This is a genomic window from Vibrio sp. 2304 (genome assembly GCF_033339475.1).
In the GTDB taxonomy this organism is placed as follows: domain Bacteria; phylum Pseudomonadota; class Gammaproteobacteria; order Enterobacterales; family Vibrionaceae; genus Vibrio; species Vibrio alginolyticus.
Genome location: NZ_JAWOUQ010000148.1, coordinates 1 through 513, shown reverse-complemented (window position 1 = coordinate 513; position 513 = coordinate 1). Strand labels below are relative to the sequence as shown.

Genomic DNA, 513 nt, shown 5'->3' with positions numbered 1-513 from the left:
CATGCCAGCTCTGACCAAGTTTGTTGACGGTACCGGCCCGGTCTGGAGCGGTAACCTGTTCCCGTTCCTGTTTATTACCATCGCCTGCGGCGCAGTCTCTGGTTTCCACGCGCTGATTGCCTCCGGCACCACGCCGAAGATGCTGGCGAATGAAGGTCAGGCCTGTTTTATCGGCTATGGCGGGATGCTGATGGAATCCTTTGTCGCCATTATGGCGCTGGTGGCGGCCTGTATTATCGATCCGGGCGTCTACTTCGCGATGAACAGCCCGATGGCGGTGCTGGCGCCGGCGGGTACCACCGATGTGGTCGCCTCGGCAGCGCAGGTGGTGAGCGGCTGGGGCTTTAGCATTACGCCTGATACGCTGCATCAAATCGCCAGCGAGGTCGGCGAACAGTCGATTATCTCCCGCGCCGGCGGCGCGCCAACGCTGGCGGTGGGGATGGCCTACATCCTGCACGGCTCGCTGGGCGGACTGATGGATGTCTCGTTCTGGTACCACTTCGCCATTCT

1 protein-coding gene is annotated in these 513 nt (G+C 61.6%); it reads left to right on the top strand.

Annotation, left to right across the window (positions count from 1 at the left end):
* Positions 1-513: carbon starvation CstA family protein (locus R7P64_RS24725; RefSeq protein ID WP_318124285.1), on the top strand; the 513-nt coding region annotated here is incomplete at both ends.